Raw genomic sequence first — 26,788 nt, 5'->3', positions numbered from 1 at the left:
TTGTTTCGAGGTCCGTGACTGCTCGTTACCAGACGATCACATGGTTCTCACACGCGCCGCTCGCGAGCGTGAGGAAGAAGTTCCGAGCGTTTCGGTCACACGAGCGGCGATCAGATCGGCGATCCGCGGATCGGCGCCGAGTGGTGCGGCGACGCCGTGCACGCCGCACTCGGCCAAGCGTGCGTGAAACAGTCCGGGCGCCAACAGGTATGACGCGATAAAGACTCGTCGACGACGTCTACGTACCCGGGCGACGACGTCGGGCACGCGCGGCGTCGCGGTGGCGATGTAGCCGACCGGCACGTCGTCGTCGATCAACTCGGCCAGGTAGCGCGCGGCGGTCTCGACCTCGCGCAACGCGAGCCGATCCGACGATCCGGCCGCGGCCATCACCACCGCGTCTCCGGGACGCCACCCTGCCGCACACAGCCGATCACGCAGTACGACGGCCAGCACCGGATCGGGCCCCATGTTCTCGCACAGCCGTACGTCGCGATGTCCGCTGGCCTCGATGTGGGTGGGGATGTCGTGGCGTACGTGATAACCGGCAGCGAGAAAGGCCGGTACCACCACGGCGGGGCCTGCAATCTGTGCGAGCAGATCCGACGGCGACGGGCCGAGAACGTCGACGAATGCCACGCGCGTGGTTCCGATGCGCTCGCTCACCAGCTCGGCAATGCGCCCGATCGTCTCGACTCCCGACACCGATCGGGTCCCGTGTGCCACCAGGATCGGTTGTGGCTGGTCGGCGGCAGTGCGGTCACGTCTCATCGGAATCGTTCTCGTCGTACTCGAGGTCGACGGCCAGGCGATAACCTCGCTTGACCACCGTCTGGATCATCTTCGAATCACCAAGTGCCGAACGCAATCTGGTGATCGCCATCTCCACGGCATGCGTATCGGTGCCACCGCCGGGCAGTTCGTCGAGCATCGCTGTGCGCGAAATGACCTGTCCCGGAACGCGATGCAGCACCCGCAACAGCGCCATGCTCGCCCCCGTCACCTGTCGGTAGCACCCGTCGACCACCACCCCAGAGGCCCGTAGGCTCAGGTCGTGGCCCGCGACGCGGAGCACACTCGACCGTCGGGGCAGTTCGTCGGCGATCAACCGCACCAGGGCGCCGAGGCGGAATCTGCTGGGCTGCAACGTCGGAACCTGCAGCGCGTGCAACGGCCCCGCGGTGACGTTTCCGACGCACAACGCGGGCACGGCGGTACGCATCGCGTGCAACAGCGGCTCGAGGGCTCCGGTGCTGTGCGCCTGACCGAGCATCGACGCCACGGCCGGTGCGCTGGTGAAGGTGATGGCGTCAAGATCGCGATTGATGACGGCGTCGATCATCCTGCTCATGGGTTCGGTGTCGTCGGGTGGAGTCCATCGATAGACCGGTACCGGCACCACATCGGCACCTGCCTCACGGAGCACGTCACATAGGTCGGGCAGCGGTTCCCAGCTGGTCGTCGCGCCGTGGAGCTGAACAGCCACGCGCAGACCTGCAACACCCTCGTCGAGCAGTTCCCGGATCAACTCGCTCGACGATTCACCCGGCGGCGACCACTGTTCACGCAATCCGGCAGCGCGGATCGCGCCCTTGGCCTTCGGTCCGCGCGCCAGTAGCCGAACGTCGGCCAGCGTGTCCACGAGTTGGTCGGCGAGCCCCCAGCCGTCTGCCGCCTCCACCCAGCCGCGGAATCCGATCCCGGTGGTCGCGACCAGGATGTCGGGCGGTGTGCTGAGAATCGATTCGGTCGCCTTCTCGAGCTCGTCGTCGTCGACGAGCGGGATGATGCGGATCGCCGGGGCATGGACGACGTCGGCGCCACGGCGGGTCAGCAGTGCCGCGAACTCGTCGGCGCGCCGCGCAGCGGTGATGCCGATTGTGAAGCCGGTCAATGTCTTGTCCGGGTTGGCCGTGGGGGATGCGGCTGCGTCGGGCTGGGTCATCAGGGGCCGCACACCTCGACCACGCCGTCGATCACACGGACCGGATAGGTCCGCAGAGCGTGCGTCTCGTCGTCGAGACAGATTCCGGTGTCGAGGGAGAAGACCTGCTTGAGCAGCGGCGACGCCAGTGTCGGGACACTGTTGCGCTCGCCGACGAGTCCGCGGGACATCACAGCCGCGCGGCCGAACGGATCGATATTGTCGACGGCGCGCAGGTCGGGCTCGTCGCCGGCGGACAGCCGGAACACTGCGACCTGAGAGGACCCGACGAGAGCCGCAACCCCGCGACCGACGATCAGCTCGTCGAGTGCACACACCGGAATCCAGGTGTCGGTCGAGGGCTCGAACTGCGTCTCCACGTGTGCGTCGTCCAACGCGGTCATGATGCTGCCTCCTTGAATCTGGTGGGCGTGCCGAGGAGCACCGGGACCCTACGACCCGTCGAGTCGTCGAACGCGATGGTCGGATCGGGCGTGCCCGGCGCGTTGACGAAGGACACGAATCGGCGCAGTTTGTCCTCGTCGTCGAGTACGGCGGCCCATTCGTCGCGGTAGCCGTCCACGTGCCGGGCGACCGCGTCCTCGAGGTCACCCGCGATACCCAGGATGTCGTCACAGACGATCTCTCGCAACCGATCGAGGCCTCCGTCGAAGCTCTCCTGCCACGGCGCGGTGCGCTGTAACCGGTCTGCAGTCCTGATGTAGAACATGAGGTAGCGGTCGATATAACGCACCAGCGTCTCATCGTCGAGTCCTGACGCGAGAAGCTTTGCATGCGTAGGACTTTGGCCACCATTACCACCGACGTAAAGGTTCCACCCCTGCTCGGTTGCGATCACTCCGACGTCCTTGCCGCGCGCTTCCGCGCACTCGCGGGCGCATCCGGAGACACCGAGCTTGATCTTGTGTGGTGAACGTAACCCCCGATAGCGGTGTTCGAGCCGCACAGCCATGGCCACCGAGTCCTGCACACCGTAGCGACACCAACTCGATCCGACGCAGCTCTTCACAGTTCGCAGGCTCTTGCCATAGGCGTGGCCGGATTCCATCCCGGCGTCGACGAGTCTCCGCCAGATCTCCGGTAGCTGCTCGACCCGGGCTCCGAACATGTCGATGCGCTGGCCGCCGGTCACCTTGGTGTAGAGACCGAAGTCCTTGGCGATCTGACCGATTGTGATCAGCTGGTCTGCGGTGACCTCGCCGCCCGGCATCCGGGGAACGACCGAGTACGTCCCGTTCTTCTGCAGATTGGCCAGGAAGTGATCATTGGTGTCCTGCAACCCCGCCTGCTCGCCGTCGAGGATATGGTCGCTCGATGTCGAGGCCAGGATGGAGGCGACGGTCGGCTTGCAGATCTCACATCCACCACCGGTGCCGAAGCGCGCGATGAGTTCGGAGAACGTCCGGATACCGGTGGCGGCGACGATGGCGAACAGTTCGGCACGCGACTGGGTGAAGTGGGCGCACAGGGCCGTCGACAGCTCCACCCCGGAGTCGGCGAGCAGGCGAGTGATCGACGGAACACAGCCGCCGCACGTCGTGCCCGCGGACGTGCAGGTCTTGATGTCGGCGACCGAGCACGCGCCGTCGGCTATCGCCGAGCAGATCGAGCCCTTGGACACGCCGTTGCACGAACAGATCTCGGCATCGTCGGGCAGCGCCGACAGACCGATGCCGGCTCCCTCTGCGCTCATCGGCGCGATCAATGACGCCGGATCGCCTGGAATCTCGCGCCCCACCATCGGTTTGAGCACCGCGTACGCATCGGCATCGCCGACGAGGATGCCACCCAACAACGTGGTGGCGTCGTCGGAGAGGACGAGCTTCTTGTAGCTTCCCGCAACGGGATCGGAATAGACGATCTCCAAGGCGTTCTCGGTGACACCCATCGCGTCTCCGAAACTGGCGACGTCGACTCCGAGTAGTTTGAGCTTCGTCGACATGTCTGCGCCAGGGAACAGCGAGTCGCATCGGCCGAGAATCCCGTCCGCGGCTATCTCGGCCATCGTGTAACCAGGTGCCACAAGGCCGTAACAACGACCCTCGACAGCTGCAACCTCGCCGATCGCCCAGATCGACGGATCGCTTGTACGGCAACCGGTGTCGGTGATGATGCCACCGCGTTCGCCCACGTCGAGCCCGGCCTGCCGACCCAGCGCGTCCTGGGGTCGGACACCCGCGGAGAACACCACGAGAGCGGCGTCGAGAACGGTGCCGTCCGACAGTGTGACGGCCAGGAGGTCGTTGTCGGCATCGGCGATCGCCGTCGTCGACACTCCCGTGTGTACGTGCAGGCCGAGGTTTCCGACCAACGACGCCAGCAGCGCACCGCCGCCCTCGTCGACCTGCAATGGCATGAGGCGCGGCGCGAATTCGACGACGTGCGGCGTCATTCCGAGTAATCGGAGCGCGTTGGCCGCTTCCAGTCCGAGCAATCCCCCGCCGACGACCACACCGGGCGCACCCGCAGGCGCCGCCTCTGCGGTCGATCGGATCGCGTCGAGGTCGGCGAGTGTGCGGTAGGTGAAGCTTCTCGGATTGTCCTTGCCCTCGACCGGCGGCACGAACGGATACGATCCGGTGGCCAGCACCACTGCGTCGTAGTCGATCTCGTGACCGGACGAGGTGGTGATCCGTCGGTTCTCGCGGTCGATCGCCGTTGCCGATTCGCCGAGTCGGAGTTCGACCAACTCGTCACCGGCATACGTGTTGTCCGGCAACGACATCGACGTGGGATCCCAGGAGCCGACGTAGCCAGACAGCCCCACCCTGTCATATGCGGCCACCGGCTCCTCACTGAGCACGATCACCTTGAAGCGATTCGCGGTGTCACGCTCGCGCAGCTCCTGGACGAACCGGTGTCCGACCATCCCGTGTCCGACGACGACACAGGTATCCGTGCTCGTCGAGGTCATTTCACAGCCCCCTGAACGGCACCCGAGGTCGGCTCCGCGGAGTCGGTGGTCTGATCGGTGTCTGCATCGATGTCCGTAGCGGCAGGCGTGCTCGAACCATCGGCGACGGGAATGTCGGTGGTCTCGCGCTCTTCGAGGACGATCTCGCTACGCGCATAGAAGAACCACGTGATGATCGCTGCGACGACGTAGAAGCCGAGGAACACCCAGAATGCCGCTGTTGCGGACTGATTGGCCTTGTAGCTCGAGCGCAGGACGAGGTTGATACCGACTCCGCCGAGCGCGCCGACCGCACCCGCGATGCCGATGAGAGCACCGGACATCTTGCGGGACCAGATGACGCGGCCCATGGTGGTCAGGCCGGTGAGGTTGCGAGCCTTGTGCTCGAAGACCGTCGGGATGATCTTGTAGACCGAGCCGTTGGCGATACCCGAGATCAGGAACAGCAGGATGAACCCGACGATGAAGCCGACGAGCTGTGCGGTGCCGATCCTGTGGTGCGCGTGGGCGTCGGCGGCCATTCCGGAAATCACCAGTACCGCCGACGACGCGATCATCGCGAGGAAGCAGAGGAAGGTGATGCGGCCGCCGCCGAAGCGGTCGGCGAGCTTGCCGCCGTAGGGGCGTGCGATGGAGCCGAGAAGCGGTCCGATCCACGCGATCTGGGCAGCGGCGAGTGCGGCGTTCCCGACACCCGACGACTTGAAGCTGATCTGCAGCACCTGCGAGAACGCGAAGCTGAAACCGATGAACGAGCCGAACGTGCCGATGTAGAGCAGTGAAATCAGCCAGGTGTCACGATATTTCAGGCAATCGACCATCGAACGGTAGCTCGCGGTCTGGTGGTCGAGATTGTCCATGAAGATCGCGGCACCGATGGCGGCGAACGCGAGAGCCACGAGGTAGATGGCGCACACGATTTCGGGATTGTCCGACGAGAGCCAGATCACCAGGAGGCCGATCAACTGGATGACCGGGACACCGAGATTGCCGCCGCCCGCATTGAGCCCGAGTGCCCAGCCCTTGAGTCGGTGCGGGAAAAACGCGTTGATGTTGGTCATCGACGACGCGAAGTTTCCGCCGCCGAGGCCGGTCAGCGCCGCCACGAAGAGGAACCAACCGAACCCGAACCTGCCGGGATTCATCATCAACATCAGCACCAGCCCGGTGGGGATGAGCAACACCACCGAAGAGAAGATCGCCCAATTGCGTCCGCCGAACTTGGCCGTCGCCTGGGTATAGGGAATCCGCAGACATGCACCGACGAACGTCGCCGTCGCGGTGATCGCGAACTTCTGGTCGAGGCTGATGCCGTACTTCGGCGACATGAACAGGACCATCACCGAGAACAGCGACCAGATCGAGAACCCGATGTGCTCGCAGATGATCGACCAGACCAGGTTGCGCTTGGCGATCTGGGCGCCGCCTGCGTCCCACGCCTGTCGGTCTTCCGGGTCCCACCCGGAGATGTGGTGTTTACGGGTGTAGGTATAGCTCATGGGTGGCGCTGCTTCCTGAGGGTGGGCCTGCCGGCCGCGCGCTGCATTGCCGCGAGCCGATGTGTCCACCACGGTAGGAAACCGCTATTGCAGGGAGTTTTCTCTGCGTGACCCTTCCGTCACGGTCTGCTCACCCCGCGGTGCAGCGGGCTGTGAGAAGTCCTGACGCCGCTACTTCTTCGCCGGTGCCTTGGCCGCGGCCTTCGCTGCAGGCGCGGGCTTGGCGTTCAGGTCCGCCTCGATCAGCGGCCAGGTGTCGTGCAGATCCTGCTCCCAGTAGGCCCAGGAGTGCGTGCCGCCAGAGCGGGTCAGGACCTTGTTGGGCACGTGGAGTTGCGTCATCCGCGCAGCCATCTGCTGGGTGCAGTTGTTCACCGCGGCCTCGATGACCCCGCCGAGCAGGACCTGATTGGCCAGGGTGACCGGGTCGCCGTCGATCAACGGCGAATCGAGCCGGTCGTACTGACCGGGCAACCCGGTACCGCTGGTCATGTAGACCTTGGTTCCGCGCAGTTTGGCCGCATTGAGGTAGGGATCGTTGGCCCGCCAGCCGGGGCCGCCGGGGACGCCCCACATGTTCACGATGTTGCCGCGCCCGCGGTCGCCGACGACCATCCGGATGTATTGCAGCCCAAGCGGATCACTGGTACGAGCGCATCCGCTGTAGGCCGCAACAGCCTTGTAGAGCTTGGGGTCGGCGATCGCGAGATTGAGCACGGACGTGCCCGCCATCGAGATTCCCGCGATCGCGTTGGCGCCGGTGGTCTTGAATTCCTTGTCGATCAGCGGGGGTAGTTCTTTGGTGAGGAACGTCTGCCACTTGTTGCGGCCGAGGACCGGGTCATCACGCTGCCAGTCGGTGTAGTACGAGAACGCACCGCCGATCGGGGTGACCACGTTGACGTTCTTGTCGGCGAAGAACTGCGCATAGGAGGTCTTGGCCGCCCAGGTGGCCGAATCCTCGCCGCCGCCCGCACCGTTGAGCAGATACAGGGTCGGCACCGGCTTGCTCGTGTCCTTCGGGTGCAGCACGGTGACCGGGATCGCCCTGTTCATCGAGGCCGAGTAGACGATCAGTGTCGTCTGCAGCGGCGAGTCGTGCACGGCCGTCTGGATGTTCGACGCGGGTGCGACCGGAGACGGATCTGCCGCGGCGACGCCGCTTGTCGTTGCGGAACCGATGATCACAGCCGCCAACGCGGTCAGAGCCGACGCACACCGAACTCGACGAAGTCGCACCATCAGCCCCTTTAGTCACATAAACACCAACAGCCTCACATGCTAGTGCCGCCTCACGCACAGCACCAAATGCTGCGCGAGGCCGTTAGACAGTTGTGACCACGGGATTTGCAGTGGGGCCGGCAGATCCGCGTCAGGATGGTGACATCTCGCCGCAAACTCTATAGACTATTTTTCATAGACCACATAGAGGAGTTCTCATGACCACACTGAGCGTCGAAGAAGAAGCCATCATCAAAACCGTTCGCGACTTCGTCGACAAGCAGGTCCGCCCGGTCGTGCGCGAGTTGGAGCACACGAACACCTATCCCGAAGACCTCATCGAGCAGATGAAGGAGATGGGCATCTACGGACTCGCAATTCCCGAGCCCTACGGTGTCGCGCAGGTGTCGATGCCCTGCTATGCGCGCGTCACCGAAGAACTCGCTCGCGGCTGGATGAGTCTTGCCGGTGCCATGGGTGGCCACACCGTCGTCGCCAAACTGCTCCTGGCATTCGGCACCGACGAGCAGAAGGAGAAGTATCTCCCGCGCATGGCGACGGGCGAACTCCGCGCGACGATGGCGCTGACCGAGCCCGGTGGCGGTTCGGATCTACAGGCGATGCGCACCGTCGCCACGCGCGAGGGCGACGAATACGTGATCAACGGATCGAAGACGTGGATCTCCAACGCGCGCAAATCCGATCTCGTCGCACTTCTGTGCAAGACCGACCCCAAGGCGCAACCCGCCCACACCGGTGTGTCGATCCTGCTGGTCGAGAAGGTACCCGGGTTCGAGGTGTCCAAGGACCTGCCCAAGCTCGGCTATAAGGGGGTCGAGAGTTGCGAACTGAACTTCGTCGACGCCCATGTGCCAGCCGATGCGGTGCTCGGCGGCGTCGAGGGCAAGGGATTCGCCCAGATGATGAAGGGGCTCGAAACCGGTCGTATCCAGGTCGCTGCGCGCGCAACCGGCGTCGCACGAGCAGCATTCGACGACGCGCTGGCCTACGCACAGGACCGCGAGAGCTTCGGCGTCCCGATCTGGAAGCACCAGGCCGTCGGCAACATGCTCGCCACGATGGGCACCAAGCTCGCGGCAGCGCGCAGCCTGTTGCTCGACGCCGCCGATCGCGTCGGCACCGGACAACGCGCCGACATGGAAGCAGGGATGGCCAAGCTCTTCTGCTCCGAGACCGCGATGGAAATCGCACTCGACGCCGTCCGTATCCACGGAGGGTACGGATACTCCACCGAGTACGACGTCGAGCGGTACTTCCGCGACGCACCACTGATGATCGTCGGTGAAGGCACCAACGAGATTCAGCAGAACGTGATCGCCAAGCAGTTGGTGAAGCGCGGCGGACTCGACATCTGATCACCCGCCCGACACCACTGGAGGTGAGCCCGTGCTTCCCCTGTCCGGAGTGACCGTGCTGTCACTCGAACACGCCGTCGCCGCGCCTTTTGCGACCCGGCAACTCGCCGATCTCGGCGCCCGCGTCATCAAGGTCGAACGTCCGGACACCGGCGATTTCGCGCGCGGCTACGACGAATCCGTTGACGGCCTGGCCAGCTACTTCGTGTGGCTCAACCGCTCCAAGGAGTCGATCGCTCTCGACGTCAAGTCGGAATGCGGCGCAAAGCTGTTGCACCAGTTGGCCGATCGCGCGGACGTGATCGTGCAGAACCTCGGCCCCGGTGCCGCTGAACGACTCGGGCTCGGTGCGCACGACGTCCGCCGCCGCGATCCGAAAAAGATAGTGCTGTCGATCACCGGCTGGGGCAGCACGGGCCCGTGGGCCGACCGCAAGGCGTATGACCTTCTGGTTCAGTGTGAGACGGGCCTTGTGTCGATGACCGGAACGCCGGACGACGTCGCCAAGGTCGGTATCTCCATCGCCGACATCGCCGCCGGGATGTACGGATTCTCCGGGGTGCTTGCCGCGCTCTACCAACGGCAGGTCACCGGCGAGGGCGCAACCCTCGAGGTCTCGCTCTTCGAGGCACTCAGCGAATGGATGGGCCAGCCGGCGCATTTCACCGCTGGAGCGGGCCGGCAACCGGGACGCTTCGGTGCGGCACACGCCACCATTTCCCCCTACGGCCCCTATTCGGCTTCCGACGGACACACCCTCCTCCTCGCCATACAGAACGAGCCGGAGTGGCAGCGTCTCTGCGAGATCGTCTTCGACGACGCCGCACTCGCGGCCGACCCGCGGTTCGCATCGAACACCCTGCGCGTCGCCAACAGGGATGCCGTCGACGCGGCGGTGACTGAGCACTTCGGTCGCAGGACCACCGACCAGCTCACCGAACTGCTGAAACGCGCGAAGATCGCGTTCGGCGGCGTCAACACGGTCTCGGAGTTCCTGGATCATCCGGTTCTCGCCGAACGCGATCGCTGGCGCAGCGTCGAGACCGAACGCGGACCGATCCGAGCGCTGTTGCCGCCCATAGGATTCGGCGACGAACCACGCATGGACCGGGTACCAGCACTCGGCGCCGACAGTGCGGCGATCGCCCGCGAGTTGGGAGTCTCCGACGCCGAGATCGACGACCTCGTCGCGTCGGGAGTTCTCGGCACCCTCGATTCGGAACAGGCGCGAAGCGCGGACGCACACACCACCAGCACAGCCCAGGGAGGCAACCGGTGACCGATACGACGACCACCCCATTGAGCAGCTTCGTCGAGGACTGGACGCCGCAACCGGTCCTAGAGCACGACGAGCTCGATCCGGCGCAGGCGACACGACTGGCGGCGACACTCGATCTGACCGAGACCTTCTCCGCAGGTTCACAGTTGCCTACGACATGGCAGTGGGTGTACTTCTCCGAGTGGCCACGCAGCAGCGAACTCGGTGCAGACGGACACCCCACCGACGGGCACTTCCTCCCGCCGATCCCCCATCGCAGGCGCATGTTCGCGGGATCGTCGATGGTGATGACACAACCGTTACGACTCGGTGTGCCGGCTCAGAAGCGGTCGAGTCTCGAGTCGATCGCCGAAAAGCACGGCCGCAGCGGAGACATGCTCTTCGTGACGGTCCGCAGCGAGTACTCGCAAGGCGGCGAGGTCGTTCTCGTCGAAGATCACGACCTCGTGTATCGCAGCGACGCCGGCTCGTCGCGTCCGTTCGCACGGGAGGTTGATGAGCTCGGACCGACCGATGCGCCGTGGACCGCTGAGCCGACGCCGACGGCTCCACTGCTCTTTCGCTATTCGGCGCTGACGTCCAACGCGCATCGAATCCACTACGACCATCCCTACGTGACCGAGGTCGAGGGTTACCCCGACCTCGTGGTGCACGGCCCGCTGCTGGCCACCTATCTCGCCGAGCTCGCCCGTGCACACAGTGGTGGACGGTCGTTGCGCACCTTCGACTTCCGGCTGCGCAAGCCGCTGTTCCGCGGGGACAGGTTCCGCGCCGAGGGGCGTCCGGACGGCGATGCCGTCGACCTCCGGATCGTCAGCGGCACCGACACCGTGCATGTCAGCGGCCGGGGTGAACTCTCGTGAACGCCGACGTGCTGCGCACCGCTCGCACCCTGCTGTTCGTGCCGGGTAACCGACCGGATCGATTCGCCAAGGCAGACGCCGCCGGTGCCGACATCGTGGTGATCGATCTCGAAGACGCGGTGGCGCCCGCTGACAAGGACTCCGCGCGCGATGCCGTCGCGCAGTGGCTCTCCGACGGCCATGATGCGCTGGTCCGAATCAACAGCGCGGACACGCAGTGGTTCGACGCCGACGTCGCCATGCTCGGCGCGTCCGGCGCACCCGCGATGCTCGCCAAAGCTGAAGAACCCGCGATGGTTTCGACCCTCGCTGCGACGGCGTCGTCTGTCATACCGCTGGTCGAGACTGCCGTCGGCATTGTGCGATCGGCTGAGCTCGCCGCGGTGCCCGGTGTCGCACGCCTGGCGTTCGGCGCCATCGACTTCGCGGCAGAACTCGGCGTCGACCCCGATGATCGCGAGGCACTCCTGCTCGCGCGCTCCACACTCGTCCTGGCGTCCGCCGCTGCACACCTCGGCTCCCCCGTGGATGGGGTCACCACCGCGCTGCGCGACGTCGACAAACTCTCCGATGACGTCGGGTACGCCGCGCGAATCGGACTGCGCGGCAAGCTCTGTATTCATCCGAGTCAGGTATCGACCGTGCACGGGTGCCTCGCGCCGTCCGACGAGGAGGTGGCGTGGGCGCAACGGATCGTCGACGCCGCGCGTGCGGACGGTTCTGCGGTCGCCGTCGACGGCCACATGGTCGATCCGCCGGTGGTCGCCCGTGCGCACCAGATCCTCGCCGCGGCACGCCCGTGACCGCGTCACTCACCGACGGACGGCTCACTGGAAGACTGGTGCCCGTGCAGGAGTACCACGAGATCTCACGAACGTCCGATGGCACGCGCCTGGCCGTGCAGGTCCGCGGCAGCGGCCCGGTACTGTTACTCCTGCCCGGACAGGCCAACAACCATCACTGGTGGGATCGCACCCGCAACGACTTCGCCCGCACCCACACCACCGTCACCTTTGACTACCGCGGCACCGGTGACAGCGACTCCCCCGACGGTGACTACAGCACGCAACTGTTCGCGAGAGATGCTCTCTCTATTCTGGATTCGTTGTCGATCGGTCGATTCGACGTCTACGGAACGTCGATGGGCGGTCGCACGGCGCAATGGATTGCCATAGCCGCACCCCGTCGCGTTCGTCGACTGGTACTCGGCTGCACCACCCCCGGCGGAAGTCATGCGCGCGAACGCGATCCGAGTATCCGCCGCGCACTTGCAGGCCCCGATTCCACGCAGGTCATGACAGATCTGATGTACACGCCCGCATGGCAGGCCGCACACCCGGGCCCGTACACCGTGCTCGGCGATCCGACGATGTCCACGCGGGCACGTCGACAACATCTGCGCGCCAGTGACTCCCACGACGCGTGGGCACGACTACACGAGATCACCGCACCGACACTGATCCTGCACGGCTCCGACGACCGGTTCGCCCCCGTGATCAACGCACAGATTCTCGCCGACGCCATTCCCGATGCGACGACACACGTGTTCGACGGCGCGCGGCATGCCTACTTCGACGAGTGCCGCGCGCAGGCGAGCCCACTCGTTCTCGACTTCCTCGACACCACGCCCGGGGTTCACACGACGGGCTAGGTGTCGCCGAGCCGGTGCGCGAGCGCAGCCACGGCATCTGCGGCCGAGGTCAATTCGGATCTCAGCGCCGGTGGGAGGTCGTCGATTCCCGCCACGAGTTGCGCGATGTGCGCCTCCCTGCGTGCCTCGATGTAGGCCTTCCCCGACTCGGTGAGAGCGACGAGCGATGCGCGTCTGTCGTCGGGATCGACGCGTCGCTCGACAAGCCCGTCGCGCTCGAGAGAGGTGATCAATGCCGTCATCGTCGGCGGGGTGACGCCTTCGATCGCTGCGAGGGTGGTTGCTCGCCGGGGACCACCGCGCCACAGCGTGAACAGCGTGGCCGTACCGCCGATACTCAGCTCACGTGTTCTGCGTTCCAGAGTGTGGGTCAACAGATCGAACAGCGCAGCAGCGAGTTCGACGGTCGGGCGAGCTGCTGACATGAGTCGCATCCTATGCGGATTGCACAGAGTCCGTAAATGGCCGGCGGAGTGCAGCCTGGGTTTCGCGGCTCAGCGCTGCGCGGCGAGGAGGTGCCCGGCGTTCCTGATGTGGGCGACCATTGCCGCACGTGCTTTCTCGGCATCACGCGCGCGCAGCCCGGCGATGATGGCCCGGTGATCGGCGGCCGACGCCTGCGGCCAGCCCTCGACCGAGGCGAAGAATCGCCGCGGCGCGTAGTTGAGTGACCCCTTGATCATCCACGACAACTTCGGCGAGTCCGCTGCGGAATAGATCATTCGATGAAAGACATGGTTGAGCCGCTCGACCTCGTCGTAATCGGCTGTGTCCGCCGCCTTTTCGAGATCGGTCTGGATCCTCACCAGAGCGTCGAGGTCGTCGGAACCCATGCGCGAGGTAGCCCGCGCGGCCAACTCGCCCGCGAGCAACGACTGGCCGGTGAACACGTCTTCGATATCGGCGGCACTCAACGGCGCGACCACAAAACCCCGACGGGGCTCGACGCGCAGCAACCCCTCGCTCTGCAACGTCAACAGTCCCTCACGCATCGGTGTCGCGGAGATGTCGAGTTCGGCGGCCATGATCTCCGGTCGGATGAACTGCCCCGGTTCGAGCTGACCGGACACGATCAGTTCACGCACATGCTCGGCCGCCTCGTCGGACAACCGGGGGCGTCGTCTGCGGGAACGTGCGGGAACCTCGGCACTCATGCCGACAATATAGTCTATTGAGTTCAACGTTCCCGCGACTCAGCGCCGCGCTCTAACGGTTCGCCACCGTATGTGCGAATGATTCGACGCGCACGGTCGAGCAGCGCGTCCCTGATCTTTGCAGGCTCGAGCACCTCGACGTCGAACTCTGCAGACCACAGCACATTGATGGCATGTCGTTCACCGACGAATGTCGCCGTTGCGAGAACCGTACCGTCGCCAGCGACCTCGTGGACGACCGTGCTGTACGCCTTCGCCCGCACCGCGCTCAACGACCTGCCGTCGGCACACATCACCCGGACCGACACCTGCTCGAATGCAGCACGGAAATCGGTGCGTCGACGCTCCCAGATCGCGTCGAGATCGACGTCGTCCTCACGCTCGGCCCGTTCGTCGAGAACCTCGACGTCCGACATTCGGGAAACGCGATACATCCGTTCCGCCCCTGCGGAATTGGCGACCAGATACCAGACATCACCCGCGACGACGAGACCTACCGGGTCGACGGTCCGCTCGGATGCGGCGTCGGCTCCCGGTTTCCGGTAGCGCATGCGGATCCGACGACCGTCGAAGACGGCCTGCTGCACCGGTCCGAGAGCGTCGAGCGATTCGGGCGCGCGCACAAACCCCTCGGGTCGCACGAGCACTCGCGTGGCCGCGCGCATGGCGTCGGGCCGATAGGCGTCGGGGATCGCCGCGGCCACCTTGCGCATCGCACTGGCGAGTTCCGGCGAATGCAATCGACTGCCGCCGGCGAGCAACGACGCCGCCTCGGTGGGAGTCAGCCCGGTCAGATCGGTTCGATAGCCGGGGACGAGTGCGAAACCCCCGTGCCGCCCGCGCTCGGCGTAGACCGGAATACCCGACACCGACAGCGCGTCGATGTCGCGCAACACCGTCCGCTCGGACACGTCGAGTTCGGCAGCGAGTTGCGCCGCGGTCATCCTGCCATGCGTTTTGAGCAGCATCACCACCGCGAGAAGTCGTTCGGCGCGCATGAATACAGATTCTCTACGAAATCATGACAGAAGGTGTCGGGTATTGCCCGTGTACTCGAGATACGACGTCGCGCACGGCGACGATCTCCGAACCGAGAGGCACGACATGAACTCCACCACCGACACCGAGAACACCGGCACCGAGAACACAAGCCCCGCTTCCACGTCGACACCGGCCGACCCCCGGCCCGCCTACGCCGTTGCGACGTCGTGGCTCACCGAGATCCTGCGCGGCATCCACCCCGATCAACTCGACGCCCCGACTCCCTGCACCGAGTTCGACGTGCGCACCCTGTCCGCGCACGTCGTGGGGACCGGGCGTCGAGCCGTCGCTCTCGCAAGCGGCGTCGACGTGACGACGATCCCGAGTGTCGCCGACACCCATGATCCGCAGGCGTATGCCGACGCCGTCGCGCAGGCGGTTGAGCTCTGGCGCGATGATGCGAAACTGGCTGCGCAGGTGAAGGTTCCGTGGGGCGAGGTGCCCGGCGCCGGCGCATTGTGGGGATATGTGAACGAAACCATGGTGCACGCATGGGATCTCGCGGTGGCGACGGGCCAGCCTGCCGAGGGCGATCCGGATGTCGCCGCCGCGGCACTCGTCATCGCCCGGCAATTCATTCCCGCCCAGATCCGCGAACTGTCCGACGTCCCCTTCGGCCCGGTCGTCGAGCCGCGTCCGGACGCGGGCCCCACCGAACAGCTCGCCAACTGGTCGGGCCGCCCTGCGTGGCAGCGGTAACGTCGACGGTGTGCGTCTGACAACACTCCTCACCACCGGCCTGGGCACCGCAGCAGCAGCGACCGTCGGCAGCCTCGCATCGAAGTCGGCACTGCAATCGTGGTACCCGAAGCTGACCAAGCCGTCGTATGTGCCGCCGGATCTCGCGTTCCCGATCGTGTGGACGACGATCTATGCCGACATCGCGGTCACATCGGCGATCAGCATCGACGAACTCCGCGAGAACGATGCCGCCGAGGCGAAGAAGTACGTTGCGGCGCTGGGCGCCAACCTCGCACTCAATGCTGGTTGGAGTTGGCTGTTCTTCGGCGCACACCGCCTCGGCGCCTCGGCGATCACCGCGCTTGCCCTGACATTGAGCAGTGCCGACCTAGCGCGCCGAACCGCGAACGTCAACACCGCTGCGGGTACCGCGCTCGTCCCGTACCCGCTCTGGTGCGCCTTCGCGACCAAGCTGTCGACCGACGTGTGGCGCCTCAACCGCTGACCACACAGGCGACGCTCCTAGACTGATCGTCGATGAGAGACGACGACGCGCCACCGCATAAAAGTACGGGCGCGACGTCGAGCACCGTCACCACGCCGCAGCCGGTGCAATCGACCGGGACGTTCGCGTCGCTGTCCGTGCACAACTACCGCCTGTACTTCGGCGGTCAGGCCGTCTCACTGATCGGGACGTGGATGCAGGCCACGGCCCAGGCCTGGTTGGTGCTCACGCTGAGTGGCTCGTCGTCGATTCTCGGCGTGATCGTCGCGCTGCAGGCGTTGCCGATCCTCATCATCGGCCCCTACGCGGGTGTGGTGGCCGACCGCGTCGACCGCCGCCTGCTGATGATCTTCCTGCAGTCGATCATGGGCGTGCTCGCACTGGTGCTGGCGATCCTCACACTCGGCGGCTGGATACAGGTGTGGCACATCGCCATCCTCGCGCTGCTCCTCGGCCTCAACAACGCCTTCGAGAACCCGGCGCGGCAGGCGTTCATCCACCAGATCGTCGGCGAATCGCTCATCCGGAACGCAGTCACCCTCAACTCGGTCATGGTGAATGCCGCACGGGCGATCGGACCCGCTGTGGCGGGTGTGCTCCTCGCAGCCGTGGGTGCTGGCTGGTGTTTCGTCATCAACGCGACGAGCTTCGTGGCGGTCGTGGTCTCACTGCTGGCGATGCGGACCAGCGAGATCGCGCACGAGATCCCCGTCCCGCGCGCGAAGGGACAACTCCGCGAAGGACTGCGTTACGTCCGCAGCAAGCCGATTCTGTGGGTGCCGCTGGCCATGATGGCGCTCGTCGGCACGCTCGCCTACGAGTTCCAGGTGTCACTACCCGTCGCGGCGCGTGATGTGTTCGACGGCGGTCCACAGGCATTCGGCTTCATGACGTCGTCGATGGGCGTCGGTGCTGTCGTCGGCGGGCTCATCGTGGCCGCACGTGGCACCACGGGACTGCGCACACTGATCCTCACCGCAACGGGCTTCGGCGTCACGATCGCGGTCACCGCGGCGGCCCCCACCCTGTGGCTGGCGATCGTCGCTCTGTTCTTCGTCGGCTGGCTCAGCGTGTCGTTCATGTCGACCGGCAACGCGACGCTCCAACTCAACTCGCGACCCCAGATGCGAGGCCGGGTGATGGCGCTGTGGTCGGTGGCATTCATGGGGTCGACACCGATCGGTGGTCCGCTGATCGGTGCGATCACCGAGGCTGCCGGAGCCAGGACCGGACTGGCCGTGGGCGCTGCGTCGTGCTTCGTGGCGGCAGCGATCGGGCTGGTGGTGTGGCGTCGGACGCGGTGAGCGACAATCGCCGGATACTGCGCAAAACGGGCATCGACGAGCCGGTACAGCGGTCTCACAGGAACAATCACAGGATCAGGGAGTACCGTTCCTGGGTGCAGCACACCTTTTAGGGCGACTCACGAGCTGTGAGCGTCGGGTTAACGGAGGGTTAGCAATCGTAAGCCAGCAGACGACACCTCGACTGCCAGATCCCGACGGCGCTCCCGAAACCGGCAATTCGGACGTCGATGCCGACGCCTCCGTCGAGACGCACTCGCTCCGACCGCACACATCCGAAGCGGCGAGCTCCACCCCGGCGCAGACGACCGCTGCTCCCGACAAGCCACGACGCGACCGCCACCTCTATCAGATCGACCTCGTCAGACTTGTGACGTTCGGCGGCGTGATCCTCGACCACGTCATGATCGGGGTGACCGCAGCCACGAGTGTGGCCGCAGGCTCCGTCGAGGTCTTCCTGCGCTACACCCGCTACGGATTCTTCGCACTGACCGGCTTCGTGCTGACCTATCAGTACCGCAATCGCTCGCTCGAACCGATCGGTTTCTGGCGACGGCGTTTCAAGCTCATCGGGCTGCCGTTTGTGACGTGGACGCTGTTCTACTGGGTCTACGGGCGGTATCGCATCGGCGGCCTTGACACGCTGAAAGCAGTTGTCGCCGATCAGCACTCGATAGTGACCGCGGTGAAGAGCATCGGTTACGACCTCATCACCGGCAACGCCATGTATCACCTGTACTTCTTGTCGGTGAGCATGCAGATCTACCTGTTCTTCCCGCTGATCCTCGCAATCCTCAAGCGCACGTGGGGTTTTCACCGCTACCAGCTAATCGCGAGCTTCGCGATCCAGGTGGGATTGATGTACCTCATGGTCCGTCCGCCGCTCGACTTCTTCGCCCACGGAGCCGCAGGCGTCGTCTGGACGCACCTGGTCATCACGATCTTCCCGTACCAGTTCTTCATCCTCGCCGGTTGTGTGGCCGCCATGCACTACGAGGCGTTCCAGGCGTTCGTGATTCGTTGGCGCTGGCCGCTTCTCGCGGCGTGCATCGCGACCATCGCGGCCACCCTCGTGTACTTCCTGCACATCACGTCGACCGGGACCACGGTGGTGCGTGCCACCAACGTCTTCCTGCCGCACAACGTCTACGCGTTCATCGCGATCATCATGATGCTGTACTGCTTCGGCACGATCTGGCAGCAACGGCGCACACCCGGTTCGATCCCCGACAAGGTGCTCCGCACGGCGTCGGACCGCTCGTTCGGCATCTACCTCGCACATCCCCTGGCACTGAGCGCGCTGCTACCGACCATCGCCCCCGCGTCGTGGCCGGGCTTTCCGCGGGTGGTGTTCGCCTATGCGATGACGGTCGCCGGCACCGTGTTCGTGGTCGAGGTACTGCGCCGCAGCCCGATCAGCCTGATCACCACGGGCCGCAATCGCATCGACTGGCGCTCCCAGAACGCGGGCAGGTCAGTTGTCGTGGCAGTGGTCGCGATGATCGGCGGCACGATCACCTCGGAGGTGTTCGACGTCTGGGGCGGCTATCTGTTCACCGCGACGGGCGCTCTGCTCGCGATCTCCGCGCTGCTCGTCGCTTGGCATCAGTGGCGCAACCGCGACCACGAGTTCACCGAGCAGCCTGTCTGACCCCGCCGCACTCCGCAACACGAAAAGGCCCCGACGATGTCGTCGGGGCCTTTCTACCGTTGTCTGAAAAATCAGAGAGCGGTCACGTTTGTCGCCTGGAGTCCCTTGGCGCCCTGCTCGACGTCGAACTCGACGCGCTGCTGCTCCTCGAGGCTGCGGAAGCCGCTGCCCGTGATGGCGGAGTAGTGGACGAACACATCCTGTCCCTGGTCATCGGGAGCAATGAAGCCGAAGCCCTTCTCGCCGTTGAACCATTTGACGGTGCCCTGTGTCATGCAATTTCTTCTTCCTATTGAAAAGCCGTCAGTTCGACGACCCGCTGTCCAGTGTGTCACACATCGGGCCCGACCACGATCCCGATGTCCACAACGGTGCGGACACGTCTTGGTGAACGGCACTGGCCGCACGTGGCGCCGGTGGAGGACACCCAGAGATGGTGTCTGCGGTCAGGCGACCGGGCCACCCACGGAGTCGACGACGAGGTCGGCGACTCCTGCCTTGCCGAGCGTCGTCGGGTGGTACGGAATCGGAGGCGCGAATCCACGTAACCACGGCTGCGCCGAGCACACGGTGTGGTCGGCGCCTGCGATCGACGCCTGCACCAGGTCGGCTCCGGTCTCGTGCGCCGCCAGCGCTGTGACATCGGCCAGCCTGTCGAAGATGCGCACCGTCTGCGCAGCCTCGTCCGGCGTGAGTGGCAGCACGTCGCAGGGCTGCTCTCCAGCGACCGTCAGCGGCGGATAGTCGACGAGGACCACCTTCGCGCGAGGAGCACGAAGCCTGATCTCGAGGACGGTCTGGATCAACGTCTGCTGCACCTTGGCGTAGTCGGCGTCGGAGGGCTCGGCGGCGACGTGACGTCCTGCATGGCAGCTCCGAGCTGCTGGACCGAGTGCCTTGGCGATGCCGCCTGCGACGTTGTTACAGCTCATCGCGAGCAGCCTGCCGATGTAGTCGATGTCGTTTCCGCCGCTGGTGATCGTCACCAGCGCGGTACTCGGGGTTACGGCGTCGATCTGCCGGTGCTTGAGGAACCGCTGCGGCCTGTCGACGATGTTCTCTGTCGTCGCGCCCGAACACGTCGCATCGACCAATCGCATGCGCAGCGCCGCAGCGACCCGATGAGGATAGTTGTCCGGGCTGCGGAAACAGACGTTCAGGCGTGTGGGTACCGCATCCGGACCTGCGGCGTAGGAGCTGCCGAGCGCCACATAGGTCGACGGCGTTTCCGCGGAGGCGCGTACCGCAGGCCTCATCGTCGGCCCCGAGGCACCACCGTCGACGCCCACACCCGGCACCACCACTGCCGCAGCAGCAATCAGCGCACCTGCGGCTATACCCGCGCGGCGAAGGAGACGTCGAGACACGCCTGTGATCTTCCCACAACCGGCCAGGGCGCCGTCGTCACCACATGCGTGGCCGCGGTGACAGCCGTCACTTCTCGCAGACTGTGTCCACGTCAGCGGTGTCGGAAAACCGGTTTGCGCTTGTCCACGAAGGCCGCCATGCCCTCGGTCTGGTCGTCGGTGGCGAACGTCGAATAGAACAATCCACGTTCTGCGCGCACGCCCTCGGTGAGAGTGGTCTCGAACGCACGGTTGACCGCCTCCTTGGCGAGCCCGGCCGCGATCGACGACGAGGCCGCGATCGTGGCGGCCACCTCGGTGGCGGTCGCGAGGCAGTCCGCAGCGGGTACAACGCGCGATACGAGGCCCGCGCGTTCGGCTTCATCGACGTTCATCTGACGACCGGTGAGGATCAGGTCCATCGCCTTCGCCTTGCCGATCGCGCGCGTGAGTCGCTGCGAGCCACCGATCCCCGGGATCACTCCGAGAGTGATCTCCGGTTGGCCGAAGACCGCGTTGTCGCCCGCGATGAGAATGTCGCAGAGCATCGCGAGCTCACAACCGCCACCGAGCGCGTAACCGGTCACCGCGGCGACGGTCGGCGTGCGCAGTCGCGAGAGTTCGTCCCAGGCACCGAAGAACGATTGGCTGACGACGTCACTGAAGGTCTTGTCGGCCATCTCCTTGATGTCGGCACCCGCGGCGAAAGCCCGCTCGGAACCGGTGATGACGATGGCGCCGATATCGGGGTCGGCGTCGAATTGTTTTGCTGCAGCGACGACCTCGTTCATGAGAACGGTGTTCAGGGCATTGAGCGCCTTGGGCCGATTCAGCGTGATGATCCCGACGCGCCCAGAGCTCTCGACGATGATGGTCTCGTGGTCAGACATTCGAATCCTCCTTGGTGTCGAGCATGAGTTCGGTGTCGGCCGGCAGCGCCGCGAATACGGTGTCGAGCGACGCGAGCGCCGACTCGTGGTCCGAGGTCCACGCCGGGCTGCGATCCTTGTCGATGACCTGCGCACGGATCCCTTCGGCCATGTCGGGGTGTTGCAGGAAGCGCAGTGAGACCCGGAACTCCCGGCGCAGGGCATCGGCGAGGTCAGATGTCTTGTGGCGCAGCGAGTAGAGGGCTGCGGCGAGCGCGAGCGGACTCTTCAACGAGATCCTGTCGGCCGTGCGTTGCGCCGACTCGGTGCCGACAGCGTGACACCTATCGATGATCTCGGTCACCGTGTCCACAGCGAAAGCCTCACGTATCCACTGCCTTTCGGCGTCGAGCTCCGAGCGCGGCGGTTCGACACGATGAGCCTGCAGGGCTGCCTCCACGCCGTCGGAGACGATGGCGTCGACAAACGCGTCGAGCGCATCGGCGCGGACGTAGTGATCAGCGAGGCCCATGGCGATGGCGTCGGCACCCGAGAGCGTTCCGCCGGTCAGCGCGGCGTAGGTACCGAGTTCGTCCGGCACCCGGGCGAGCAGATACGAGCCACCGACGTCCGGCACGAACCCGATACCGACCTCGGGCATGGCCAGACGCGTGCGATCGGTCACCACACGCGTGTTGCCGTGGCCAGAGATGCCGACGCCGCCGCCCATCACGATCCCGTCCATGATCGCGACGTAGGGCTTGGGATAGTTCGAGATGTCCAGATTGAGTCGGTACTCGTCGGCCCAGAACCGGCCGGACGGGGAATCGGCCGCGGCTTCGTCGCTCGCACGTCCCCCTGCAGAGAGCGCCGACGCATCGCGGTGGATGGCCGCGATGTCGCCGCCCGCACAGAGCCCGCGCTCTCCCGCTCCGGAGACGACGACGGCGTCGATCGCGTCATCATCGGCCCACGTCCGCAGGGCGTCGTGCATCACGCGGACCATCTCGTGGTCGAGTGCGTTGATCGCTGTCGGGCGGTTGAGCGTCAGGTGCCCGACCCGCCCCTTCACCTCGCTGAGAACCGTCGGCTCATCCGCCATGAGTGTCACTCCTCCGCTGTCGTCCGCGTTGCATTCCCCAGATACTTGCACATCCTAGTATTGGGTTCCAGTGGCACCCGGGTCAGGGCACCACATGCCCGGCCGCGCGGAACAGTTCGTACCACTCGGGCCGTGTGAGCGGGATGTCGGAGCCTGCCGCGGCAGCCTCGACGCGCGCGGGCGTCGTGGTTCCGAGAACCACCTGCATGCGCGCGGGATGTCGTGTGATCCATGCCGTGGCGATCGCGATCGGCTCCACGTCGTATCTGCGGGCGAGCACATCGATCGCGGCATTGAGTTCCGGATAGTGAACGGAGCCGAGGAAGACGCCGTCGACGAAGCCAGCCTGAAAGGGCGACCACGCCTGGACGGTGATGCCATTGAGTCGGCAGTAGTCGAGGACACCACCGCCATCGAGTGTGTGCGCCTGCGCCTGTGCCGCCATGTTCGACGCAGCGCCCTGCGCGATGATCGGCGCATGCGTCAGTGACAGTTGGAGCTGATTGACGACGATCGGTCGCGTCAGGGACGCGGCGAGCAGTTCGATCTGGCGCGGGGTGTGGTTCGAGACGCCGAAGTGGCGCACCTTGCCCGCCCGCCACAGGTCGTCGAAGGCGCGAGCCACCTCGTCGGGTTCGACGAGTGCGTCTGGCCGGTGGAGCAACAGGATGTCGAGGTAGTCGGTGTCGAGAGCCTGCAGGGAGCCATCCACGGCCTCGACGAGGTGGTCGTAGGAGAAGTCGTAGTACGGGCCGTCTTTCACGATGCCGGCCTTCGACTGGAGGATCACCTGCTCACGCTCCGACGAGGAGAACCGCAGCGCGTCGGCGAACCGCTGCTCACACCCGTGGGCGGGTCCGTCCCCATAGATGTCGGCGTGGTCGAAGAAGTCGATACCCGCATCGCGCGCGCTCCGCACCAGTTCGCGGATCTCGTCATCGGAGCGGCGCTCGATTCGCATCATGCCGAGAACGACAGCGGGCACGGAGACGTCGGTTTCGCCGAGGGGAATTCGTTTCACCCCGCCGATCGTAAGCCCGCTACGAGGTCGCCGATCCGGCTATGCGTGATAGTCCGACTATGCGTGATAGCTGGTGTCGGCGTATCCGTCGCCGTTGGTGTCGGTGTACTGGACATCCACGTAGCCGTCGCCGTCGGTGTCGTAGTTCTCGACGTCGGCGTATCCGTCACCGGTGGTGTCGGCGTACTGCACGTCCACGTAGCCGTCGCCGTTGGTGTCGTTCTCCTGCACGTCGGCGTATCCGTCGCCGTCGGTATCGGTGAGCTGCACATCCGCATAACCGTCGCCGTCGGTGTCCTGCAGCTCGACGTCGGCGTATCCGTCGCCGTCGGTGTCGGTCAGTTGAACGTCCACGTAGCCGTCGCCGTTGGTGTCGTAGCTTGCTGTCGCCATGATCTGGGTCCTTTCGAGGGGGTGAATCTGTGGTTGTCGTCAACGCATTCTGCGTTGTCATTACATTGGATGCACCCGAGCCACCGCAATGTTCCCCGGGATCCAATTTTTTCCTCCCGAGCGGAACACCACCGCCACCGGCGGCGCGATCACTACGCGCGGTCGCCGCTGACACGGTCCATACGAAGAAACCCGGCACCTCGAGGTGCCGGGTTTCTTCGTATTCAGTTCTTCGGTCGGCCTGCGATCAGCTCGCGTCGCCCTGGCCTTCGCCCGCCTTGGTCAGTTCGACCGGAGCGTCGGGCAGTTCGCGGGGCTTGTCGGAGCCGGTGAAGGTGAACTTGGCGTCCTCGCCATCGCCTTCGCCGTCCCAACCTTCGACGTCAACCAGCACGATCTGGCCCGCGGTCAGCTCGTTGAACAGGATCTTCTCGGAGAGCTGATCCTCGATCTCGCGCTGGATGGTGCGACGCAGCGGACGTGCACCGAGGACCGGGTCGAACCCGCGCCTGGCCAGCAACGACTTCGCCCTGTCGGTGAGCTCGATCGCCATGTCCTTGTTCTTCAGCTGCGTCTCGACGCGGGCGATCATCAGATCGACCATCTGGATGATCTCGTCCTGCGTGAGCTGGTGGAACACGATCACGTCGTCGATACGGTTGAGGAACTCGGGCCGGAAGTGCTTCTTGAGCTCGTCGTTGACCTTCAGCTTCATGCGTTCGTAGTTCGACGTCGAGTCGTCGCCCTTCGTGAAGCCGAGTCCCACGGCCTTCGAGATATCGGAGGTACCGAGGTTCGAGGTGAAGATCAGGACGGTGTTCTTGAAGTCGACCGTGCGACCCTGGCCGTCGGTGAGACGTCCGTCCTCGAGAACCTGCAACAGGGTGTTGTAGATCTCCGAGTGGGCCTTCTCGATCTCGTCGAACAAGACCACCGAGAACGGCTTACGACGCACCTTCTCGGTGAGCTGGCCGCCCTCTTCGTATCCGACGTATCCGGGAGGTGCACCGAACAGACGCGACGCGGTGAAGCGGTCGTGGAACTCGCCCATGTCGATCTGGATGAGCGCGTCGTCCTCACCGAACAGGAAGTTCGCGAGCGCCTTGGACAGCTCGGTCTTACCGACACCCGACGGTCCGGCGAAGATGAACGAGCCCGAGGGACGCTTCGGGTCCTTCAACCCGGCACGCGTACGGCGGATCGCCTTGGAGACGGCCTTGACAGCATCCTCCTGGCCGATGATCCGCTTGTGCAGCTCGTCCTCCATGCGGAGCAGACGGGTGGTCTCCTCCTCGGTGAGCTTGAACACGGGGATACCGGTCCAGTTACCGAGTACCTCGGCGATCTGCTCGTCGTCGACCTCGGCCACGACGTCCATGTCGCCACTGCGCCACTGCTTTTCACGCTCGGCACGCTCGTTGACGAGCTGCTTCTCCTTGTCGCGCAGGCTCGCGGCCTTCTCGAAGTCCTGCGCGTCGATCGCGCTCTCCTTCTCCTTGCGCGCGTCGGCGATGCGCTCATCGAACTCGCGCAGGTCCGGCGGAGCGGTCATCCGACGGATGCGCATGCGTGCGCCCGCCTCGTCGATGAGGTCGATCGCCTTGTCGGGCAGGAAGCGGTCGTTGATGTAGCGATCGGCCAGCGTCGCCGCGGCGACGAGTGCGCCGTCGGTGATGGAGACGCGGTGGTGCGTCTCGTACCGATCGCGCAGACCCTTGAGGATCTCGATCGTGTGCTCGACCGACGGCTCGCCGACCTGGACCGGCTGGAACCGACGCTCGAGCGCGGCATCCTTCTCGATGTACTTGCGGTACTCGTCGAGCGTGGTGGCACCGATGGTCTGCAGCTCACCGCGGGCCAGCTTCGGCTTCAGGATGCTGGCGGCATCGATCGCGCCCTCGGCGGCACCTGCGCCGACGAGTGTGTGCAGCTCGTCGATGAACAGGATGATGTCGCCGCGGGTGTTGATCTCCTTGAGCACCTTCTTGAGGCGTTCCTCGAAGTCGCCGCGGTAGCGGCTGCCCGCGACCAGCGAACCGAGGTCGAGGGTGTAGAGCTGCTTGTCCTTGAGCGTCTCGGGCACCTGACCGTTGACGATCGCCTGGGCAAGCCCCTCGACGACGGCGGTCTTACCGACGCCCGGCTCGCCGATCAGAACCGGGTTGTTCTTGGTGCGGCGGCTGAGCACCTGCATGACGCGCTCGATCTCTTTCTCGCGCCCGATGACGGGATCGAGTTTGCCCTCGGCGGCGGCAGCGGTCAGATTTCTGCCGAACTGGTCGAGCACGAGCGAGGTCGACGGGGTGCCGGACTCGCTGGACCGACCTCCTGTGCCGGCCTCCTGCGGCTCCTTGCCCTGGTAGCCGCTCAGCAGCTGGATCACCTGCTGGCGGACCCGGTTGAGGTCGGCGCCGAGCTTGACGAGCACCTGCGCGGCAACACCCTCACCCTCACGGATGAGGCCGAGCAGGATGTGCTCGGTACCGATGTAGTTGTGGCCGAGCTGCAGCGCTTCACGCAGCGACAGCTCGAGGACCTTCTTGGCGCGCGGCGTGAACGGGATGTGTCCCGACGGCGCCTGCTGGCCCTGGCCGATGATCTCCTCGACCTGGCTACGCACGCCCTCGAGAGAAATCCCGAGGGACTCCAGCGCCTTGGCTGCGACGCCCTCACCCTCGTGGATCAGACCCAGGAGGATGTGCTCGGTGCCGATGTAGTTGTGGTTGAGCATCCGCGCCTCTTCTTGGGCCAGAACCACAACCCGGCGTGCGCGGTCGGTGAACCGTTCGAACATTGTTCTCCCTCACATTGCTAGCGCCCCGGCCGTCGATGTCTTCAAGCCTCTTGGCGACAACTGCGGTGGTGCCGATAATCCAACTGGATATGCCAACCGGATATACGACGACCAGCCTGGCTTCCACTGTAGTGGTCAACAGGAGTGCACCTGCACTTAACGTCTGCACAGCGTGCAAC

General features: G+C 65.2%; 25 protein-coding genes. 9 read left to right on the top strand and 16 right to left on the bottom strand.

Features of this window, described 5'->3' with window-relative positions; translation table 11 throughout:
- Positions 1-36 precede the first annotated feature (36 nt).
- The 6 genes from GOACH_RS06550 to GOACH_RS06525 form a co-directional block, all read right to left on the bottom strand.
- Complete coding sequence (locus tag GOACH_RS06550; protein ID WP_005172387.1) at positions 37-771, bottom strand: sirohydrochlorin chelatase; 735 nt, start codon at positions 769-771, stop codon at positions 37-39.
- Positions 761-1,945: a uroporphyrinogen-III synthase gene (locus GOACH_RS06545; RefSeq protein ID WP_005172386.1), complete on the bottom strand. Its 1,185-nt coding sequence runs from the start codon at positions 1,943-1,945 to the stop codon at positions 761-763. Before GOACH_RS06545 ends, GOACH_RS06550 begins: the two co-directional genes overlap by 11 nt.
- Entirely contained in the window at positions 1,945-2,328 is a 384-nt protein-coding gene (nirD, locus tag GOACH_RS06540) for a nitrite reductase small subunit NirD (protein ID WP_005172383.1), read from the bottom strand. The genes GOACH_RS06545 and nirD overlap by 1 nt, the downstream gene beginning before the upstream one ends.
- Entirely contained in the window at positions 2,325-4,859 is a 2,535-nt protein-coding gene (gene nirB / locus GOACH_RS06535; RefSeq protein ID WP_005172381.1) for a nitrite reductase large subunit NirB, read from the bottom strand. The genes nirD and nirB overlap by 4 nt, the downstream gene beginning before the upstream one ends.
- Positions 4,856-6,358: an MFS transporter gene (locus GOACH_RS06530; protein ID WP_005172379.1), complete on the bottom strand. Its 1,503-nt coding sequence runs from the start codon at positions 6,356-6,358 to the stop codon at positions 4,856-4,858. Before GOACH_RS06530 ends, nirB begins: the two co-directional genes overlap by 4 nt.
- 171 nt (positions 6,359-6,529) lie before the next feature.
- A complete protein-coding gene (locus tag GOACH_RS06525; RefSeq protein ID WP_052003924.1) occupies positions 6,530-7,600 on the bottom strand; it encodes an alpha/beta hydrolase in 1,071 nt (356 codons plus the stop codon).
- 197 nt (positions 7,601-7,797) lie between these two features.
- On the opposite strand from GOACH_RS06525, the gene GOACH_RS06520 reads away from it, so the two are divergent.
- From GOACH_RS06520 to GOACH_RS06500, 5 genes are read left to right on the top strand one after another with little or no spacing between them, the layout of a single operon-like run.
- Positions 7,798-8,955, top strand: coding sequence for an acyl-CoA dehydrogenase family protein (locus GOACH_RS06520; RefSeq protein WP_005172373.1), 1,158 nt, complete (start codon positions 7,798-7,800; stop codon positions 8,953-8,955).
- A 31-nt stretch (positions 8,956-8,986) separates the two neighbouring features.
- A complete protein-coding gene (locus tag GOACH_RS06515) occupies positions 8,987-10,234 on the top strand; it encodes a CaiB/BaiF CoA transferase family protein (protein WP_005172370.1) in 1,248 nt (415 codons plus the stop codon).
- Entirely contained in the window at positions 10,231-11,097 is an 867-nt protein-coding gene (locus tag GOACH_RS06510; RefSeq protein WP_005172362.1) for an HTD2 family dehydratase, read from the top strand. Before GOACH_RS06515 ends, GOACH_RS06510 begins: the two co-directional genes overlap by 4 nt.
- Positions 11,094-11,900: an HpcH/HpaI aldolase/citrate lyase family protein gene (locus GOACH_RS06505; RefSeq protein WP_005172360.1), complete on the top strand. Its 807-nt coding sequence runs from the start codon at positions 11,094-11,096 to the stop codon at positions 11,898-11,900. The genes GOACH_RS06510 and GOACH_RS06505 overlap by 4 nt, the downstream gene beginning before the upstream one ends.
- A 38-nt stretch (positions 11,901-11,938) precedes the next feature.
- Positions 11,939-12,748, top strand: a complete 810-nt coding sequence (locus GOACH_RS06500; RefSeq protein WP_245551832.1) for an alpha/beta fold hydrolase — start codon at positions 11,939-11,941, stop codon at positions 12,746-12,748.
- Here the strand turns inward: GOACH_RS06500 and GOACH_RS06495 are convergent.
- The 3 genes from GOACH_RS06495 to GOACH_RS06485 form a co-directional block, all read right to left on the bottom strand.
- Positions 12,745-13,173 (bottom strand): MarR family winged helix-turn-helix transcriptional regulator, encoded by a 429-nt coding sequence (locus GOACH_RS06495; RefSeq protein WP_005172355.1) that lies wholly within the window; start codon positions 13,171-13,173, stop codon positions 12,745-12,747. The two genes, GOACH_RS06500 and GOACH_RS06495, sit on opposite strands and share 4 nt — an antisense overlap.
- Before the next feature lie 69 nt (positions 13,174-13,242).
- Positions 13,243-13,902 (bottom strand): GntR family transcriptional regulator, encoded by a 660-nt coding sequence (locus GOACH_RS06490; protein ID WP_005172352.1) that lies wholly within the window; start codon positions 13,900-13,902, stop codon positions 13,243-13,245.
- 23 nt (positions 13,903-13,925) lie between these two features.
- Positions 13,926-14,900, bottom strand: coding sequence for a helix-turn-helix transcriptional regulator (locus GOACH_RS06485; RefSeq protein WP_005172350.1), 975 nt, complete (start codon positions 14,898-14,900; stop codon positions 13,926-13,928).
- A 106-nt stretch (positions 14,901-15,006) separates the two neighbouring features.
- Between GOACH_RS06485 and GOACH_RS06480 the strand changes: the two genes are divergently transcribed.
- From GOACH_RS06480 to GOACH_RS06460, 4 genes are all read left to right on the top strand, one after another.
- The gene (locus tag GOACH_RS06480) at positions 15,007-15,642 is read left to right on the top strand and encodes a TIGR03086 family metal-binding protein (protein ID WP_005172347.1); all 636 of its coding nucleotides are present in this window, start codon (positions 15,007-15,009) and stop codon (positions 15,640-15,642) included.
- A gap of 10 nt (positions 15,643-15,652) precedes the next feature.
- The gene (locus tag GOACH_RS06475) at positions 15,653-16,129 is read left to right on the top strand and encodes a TspO/MBR family protein (protein WP_005172346.1); all 477 of its coding nucleotides are present in this window, start codon (positions 15,653-15,655) and stop codon (positions 16,127-16,129) included.
- A 32-nt stretch (positions 16,130-16,161) separates the two neighbouring features.
- On the top strand, positions 16,162-17,433 hold the full coding sequence (locus GOACH_RS06470) for an MFS transporter (protein WP_005172343.1): 1,272 nt from the start codon (positions 16,162-16,164) through the stop codon (positions 17,431-17,433).
- Between the two features lie 184 nt (positions 17,434-17,617).
- Positions 17,618-19,084: an acyltransferase gene (locus GOACH_RS06460; RefSeq protein ID WP_373279077.1), complete on the top strand. Its 1,467-nt coding sequence runs from the start codon at positions 17,618-17,620 to the stop codon at positions 19,082-19,084.
- Between the two features lie 71 nt (positions 19,085-19,155).
- Here GOACH_RS06460 and GOACH_RS06455 read toward each other — a convergent pair whose 3' ends face one another.
- From GOACH_RS06455 to GOACH_RS06425, 7 genes are all read right to left on the bottom strand, one after another.
- Positions 19,156-19,359 (bottom strand): cold-shock protein, encoded by a 204-nt coding sequence (locus GOACH_RS06455; protein WP_005172335.1) that lies wholly within the window; start codon positions 19,357-19,359, stop codon positions 19,156-19,158.
- 171 nt (positions 19,360-19,530) lie between these two features.
- Positions 19,531-20,451, bottom strand: coding sequence for an SGNH/GDSL hydrolase family protein (locus GOACH_RS06450; RefSeq protein WP_040517816.1), 921 nt, complete (start codon positions 20,449-20,451; stop codon positions 19,531-19,533).
- Positions 20,452-20,543: 92 nt separating this feature from the next.
- Positions 20,544-21,320 carry an enoyl-CoA hydratase gene (locus GOACH_RS06445; RefSeq protein ID WP_005172330.1) on the bottom strand — a complete coding sequence of 259 codons (777 nt, stop codon included), beginning with the start codon at positions 21,318-21,320 and terminating at the stop codon, positions 20,544-20,546.
- Positions 21,313-22,401, bottom strand: coding sequence for a 3-hydroxyisobutyryl-CoA hydrolase (locus GOACH_RS06440; RefSeq protein ID WP_005172327.1), 1,089 nt, complete (start codon positions 22,399-22,401; stop codon positions 21,313-21,315). Before GOACH_RS06440 ends, GOACH_RS06445 begins: the two co-directional genes overlap by 8 nt.
- Before the next feature lie 82 nt (positions 22,402-22,483).
- Positions 22,484-23,422, bottom strand: a complete 939-nt coding sequence (locus GOACH_RS06435) for an aldo/keto reductase (RefSeq protein ID WP_005172324.1) — start codon at positions 23,420-23,422, stop codon at positions 22,484-22,486.
- Between the two features lie 57 nt (positions 23,423-23,479).
- Complete coding sequence (locus GOACH_RS06430; protein WP_005172321.1) at positions 23,480-23,815, bottom strand: hypothetical protein; 336 nt, start codon at positions 23,813-23,815, stop codon at positions 23,480-23,482.
- Positions 23,816-24,062: 247 nt separating this feature from the next.
- Positions 24,063-26,609, bottom strand: a complete 2,547-nt coding sequence (locus GOACH_RS06425) for an ATP-dependent Clp protease ATP-binding subunit (RefSeq protein ID WP_005172318.1) — start codon at positions 26,607-26,609, stop codon at positions 24,063-24,065.
- Positions 26,610-26,788: the final 179 nt, after the last annotated feature.

The organism is Gordonia aichiensis NBRC 108223 (assembly GCF_000332975.1).
GTDB lineage: Bacteria > Actinomycetota > Actinomycetes > Mycobacteriales > Mycobacteriaceae > Gordonia > Gordonia aichiensis.
Note: the sequence above shows the minus strand (reverse complement) of the source record. Positions and strands in the feature narration are given on the sequence as shown.

What these genes read in the sequence shown, in the direction of transcription:
- nirD (WP_005172383.1), bottom strand. Translation starts at nt 2,328, where the DNA reads ATGACCGCGTTGGACGACGCACACGTGGAGACGCAGTTCGAGCCCTCG.
- GOACH_RS06470 (WP_005172343.1), top strand. Translation starts at nt 16,162, where the DNA reads ATGAGAGACGACGACGCGCCACCGCATAAAAGTACGGGCGCGACGTCG.
- GOACH_RS06525 (WP_052003924.1), bottom strand. Translation starts at nt 7,600, where the DNA reads ATGGTGCGACTTCGTCGAGTTCGGTGTGCGTCGGCTCTGACCGCGTTG.
- nirB (WP_005172381.1), bottom strand. Translation starts at nt 4,859, where the DNA reads ATGACCTCGACGAGCACGGATACCTGTGTCGTCGTCGGACACGGGATG.
- GOACH_RS06485 (WP_005172350.1), bottom strand. Translation starts at nt 14,900, where the DNA reads ATGCGCGCCGAACGACTTCTCGCGGTGGTGATGCTGCTCAAAACGCAT.
- GOACH_RS06445 (WP_005172330.1), bottom strand. Translation starts at nt 21,320, where the DNA reads ATGTCTGACCACGAGACCATCATCGTCGAGAGCTCTGGGCGCGTCGGG.
- GOACH_RS06530 (WP_005172379.1), bottom strand. Translation starts at nt 6,358, where the DNA reads ATGAGCTATACCTACACCCGTAAACACCACATCTCCGGGTGGGACCCG.
- GOACH_RS06490 (WP_005172352.1), bottom strand. Translation starts at nt 13,902, where the DNA reads ATGAGTGCCGAGGTTCCCGCACGTTCCCGCAGACGACGCCCCCGGTTG.
- GOACH_RS06425 (WP_005172318.1), bottom strand. Translation starts at nt 26,609, where the DNA reads ATGTTCGAACGGTTCACCGACCGCGCACGCCGGGTTGTGGTTCTGGCC.
- GOACH_RS06440 (WP_005172327.1), bottom strand. Translation starts at nt 22,401, where the DNA reads ATGGCGGATGAGCCGACGGTTCTCAGCGAGGTGAAGGGGCGGGTCGGG.
- GOACH_RS06455 (WP_005172335.1), bottom strand. Translation starts at nt 19,359, where the DNA reads ATGACACAGGGCACCGTCAAATGGTTCAACGGCGAGAAGGGCTTCGGC.
- GOACH_RS06480 (WP_005172347.1), top strand. Translation starts at nt 15,007, where the DNA reads ATGAACTCCACCACCGACACCGAGAACACCGGCACCGAGAACACAAGC.
- GOACH_RS06495 (WP_005172355.1), bottom strand. Translation starts at nt 13,173, where the DNA reads ATGTCAGCAGCTCGCCCGACCGTCGAACTCGCTGCTGCGCTGTTCGAT.
- GOACH_RS06545 (WP_005172386.1), bottom strand. Translation starts at nt 1,945, where the DNA reads ATGACCCAGCCCGACGCAGCCGCATCCCCCACGGCCAACCCGGACAAG.
- GOACH_RS06430 (WP_005172321.1), bottom strand. Translation starts at nt 23,815, where the DNA reads ATGGCGACAGCAAGCTACGACACCAACGGCGACGGCTACGTGGACGTT.
- GOACH_RS06550 (WP_005172387.1), bottom strand. Translation starts at nt 771, where the DNA reads ATGAGACGTGACCGCACTGCCGCCGACCAGCCACAACCGATCCTGGTG.
- GOACH_RS06520 (WP_005172373.1), top strand. Translation starts at nt 7,798, where the DNA reads ATGACCACACTGAGCGTCGAAGAAGAAGCCATCATCAAAACCGTTCGC.